The sequence below is a fragment of the Sphaerisporangium sp. NPDC088356 genome (genome assembly GCF_040685555.1).
Classification (GTDB): Bacteria; Actinomycetota; Actinomycetes; order Streptosporangiales; family Streptosporangiaceae; genus Sphaerisporangium.
This window is the reverse complement of record NZ_JBFBIK010000219.1, coordinates 1-2845: the sequence shown is the minus strand read 5'-3', so window position 1 is coordinate 2845 and position 2845 is coordinate 1. Positions and strand designations below refer to the sequence as shown.

Annotated in this window: 2 protein-coding genes; one reads left to right on the top strand and one right to left on the bottom strand. The window is 71.1% G+C overall.

The genetic code is table 11. The features are described 5' to 3' along the window. Window positions 1–372 precede the first annotated feature (372 nt). Window positions 373–1620: a hypothetical protein gene (locus tag AB0O34_RS36095; RefSeq protein ID WP_363923380.1), complete on the top strand. Its 1248-nt coding sequence runs from the start codon at window positions 373–375 to the stop codon at window positions 1618–1620. Window positions 1621–1747: 127 nt separating this feature from the next. Here AB0O34_RS36095 and AB0O34_RS36090 read toward each other — a convergent pair whose 3' ends face one another. Beyond that, window positions 1748–2686: an MBL fold metallo-hydrolase gene (locus tag AB0O34_RS36090; RefSeq protein WP_363923378.1), complete on the bottom strand. Its 939-nt coding sequence runs from the start codon at window positions 2684–2686 to the stop codon at window positions 1748–1750. Between the last annotated feature and the right edge of the window lie 159 nt (window positions 2687–2845).

The following is a 2845-nucleotide window of genomic DNA, read 5'->3' as shown; positions in this document are numbered from 1 at the left end:
CGGGATGACCGTGGTGGCCGTCCTCCGTTCAACCGGGATGACCGTGGTGGCCGTCCTCCGTTCAACCGGGATGACCGTGGTGGCCGTCCTCCGTTCAACCGGGATGACCGTGGTGGCCGTCCCGCCCAGCGTGACGACCGTGGCTCCGGGCCGCGTCCGTTCAGCCGTGAAGGCCGCGACGAGCGGGGGTCCCGCGAGGGCCGTCCCTCCGGCGGCGGCAGTGCGTACGGGTCCCGCGAGAGGGACGGGTACGCGCCCCGGGACCAGCGTGAAGGCGCGCCGCACTCCGACAGTGCGGGTACGCGCGCCCGGTACGGCCGCGAGCGCGGCGAAGGTGGCGCCGAGCGCGCGCCTCGCGAGGAGCGCGCAGCCATGCCGGAGCTGGCGGCGGACATCACCCCCGAGGAGCTCGAGAAGGACGTTCGGGACGAGCTGCGCTCCCTCCCGAACGATCTCGCGAACCTGATCGCCTGCCACCTCGTAGCGGCGGAGCGTGCCCTGGGTGAAGAGGACGCGGCGCTCGCCTACGAGCACGCCAAGGTCGCCCGGCGGTTCGCCGCGCGCATCGGTGTCGTACGCGAGGTCGTGGGCCTGGCCGCGTACCGCGCGGGCCACTACGCCGAGGCACTCAGCGACCTGCGGGCCGCGCGCAGGATGACCGGGTCGGACGAGTTCCTGCCCATCATGGCCGACTGCGAGCGTGGCCTCGGGCGTCCGGAGCGTGCGCTCGACCTGGTGCGTTCCCGCGAGGCCGAGCGTCTCGACCGGGCGGGCCGCATCGAGCTGGCCATCGTCGAGTCCGGCGCCAGGCGCGATCTCGGGCAGCACGACGCGGCGGTGATCACGCTGCAGCGGGTGCCGGAGCTGCGGAACCAGGAGCCGCACCCGTGGTCGGCTCGCCTGGCCTACGCCTACGCCGACGCCCTCGCGGAGGCGGGGCACGAAGGCGCGGCGACCGACTGGTTCGAGCGGGCCATGATGTTCGACGAGGGCGGCGAGACCGAAGCGGCCGAGCGCTATGCCGAGCTCACCGGCTCGGTCATCGAGGACCTCGAAGACGAGGACGAGGACCAGGACGTCGACTTCGACCTGGACCTTGACGAGCACGACGCGCAAGCGACGGACACTGAGGCTGGGCGGCGCGAGGAAGAGCCTGCGGCCGACGCTTCCGGCCTGGCCGTCGAGGGCTCCGAAGCCGAAGCCGAGGCCGACACTGAGGCCGACTTCGAAGCAGGCGATCTCGAGTTGATCGATGAGGAGCCGGAGACCCATGGCCCCGAGTCGACCCGCGTAGAGCCGGGCACGCCGGCCGTCGAGGAGCCGAATACGGCGGCCGACGACAAGCCGGGTACGGCTGTCGCCGAGGAGCCGGGCACGCCGGTAGCGGCGGACGCGGCGGACGACCAGAGCAAGCCTGACGAGCGCGATGAAGCCGGCACCGATGGTGATCTTCTCGCGAGCCGTGCGGCGGAGCCCGATCTGAAGACGACGCGACTGGAGGTCGGGATGGCTCCGGCGTTCATCGAGCCGGACTTCGGTGTTTCGGCGGGGGCGGTTCCGGGGGATGTTCTCGACGATGATGACGCCGACGGCGAGCAGCCGGGCAACCGCAAGGCCTGAAGCCTCGAACTGACGAGGGGTGGTGGGCGCCGCCTAACGTGAAGGCGTGCGGCGCCCGCCACCCATCGTTCCCACACCGGAGCGATCCTATGCACGCTTGCGTGGATTCGTCCCCGGCGCGGCGGGTCTACTTGCCGTTGGGCTTGGCATTGTCGAGCCAATGCATGATGCCGGCCACGTTCGACGGCGCACCGCTGAGCATCTCGAAACGCTCCGACGTCTCATCGTCCTCCGAGGCCAGCGCCGCGTAGCGTTCGCGCGTCTTGTCGCGCACCATCGCTACCGCGTGGTCCAGATCCATGCCCTCCGAGTGGGCCTGCCGGGTCAGGTCCACCCATACTCGCAGCTCGTCGGCCGAGCGCTCCAGAGTCGTGACGACATCGGCGACGGGGCCGTAGTGGCTGAAGAGCAGCCGCTGGGGGCCGAGGGCGCCGAACAGCGCCACGGAGTCGAGGGCCGTCTGGAGGTCGAAGTCCGGCGGCGGGGTCGCGGGACGCAGATCTCCGGTCTCGGGGAGGTACACCCCGGCGGCGTCGCCGACGTAGAGGTCTCCGGTGGCCGAGTCCAGCAGGCCGACGTGGTGCTTGGCGTGGCCGGGGGAGTAGTGGCTGGTGAGCGTACGGCCGCCGCCGAGGTCGATCGCGCCGGTGTCGCCCAGGGCCACGATGCGCGCCGCGTCGGTCGGGGTGAGCGAGCCGAACAGACTGTCCAGCTTGTCGCCCCACACCATGCGGGCGCTGGCCATGAGACGTGAGGGGTCGGCGAGATGCCGCGCGCCCTTCTCGTGCACCACGATCTCCGCGGACGGGTAGATGCCGGCGATGTCGCCGACACCTCCGGCGTGGTCCAGGTGGATGTGGGTCACCACCACCGTGGCGAGATCATCGGGGCCGACTCCCAGTGAGCTGAGAGCGTCGCGGACGATCGGAGCGGACGTGGAGGTGCCCGTCTCGACGAGACAGGGCCGGTCGGCGAGGATCAGGTAGCCCGCGGTGATCCCGGCGTAGCCGGCCATCCGCGTGTCGATCTCGTAGACGTCGCCGCCGAGCGGTGTGACGTTGTCCACAGGTCACTCCCTTGGTCCCTGGGTCCGAACCCGTTCCCTGGGCCCGAACTGTGTTCGCTGACGAGCTTGACCTCCTCCCCGCCCTGAAGGGCGGGGATTCCTATCCTCGCGGGTAGGGTTTCCTGCTTCGTCGCGGGTTGCGTCCCCGGCTTCCGCCGG

Coding starts and splice junctions, on each gene's coding strand:
- AB0O34_RS36095 (WP_363923380.1), top strand. CDS start 373: ATGCCGGAGCTGGCGGCGGACATCACCCCCGAGGAGCTCGAGAAGGAC.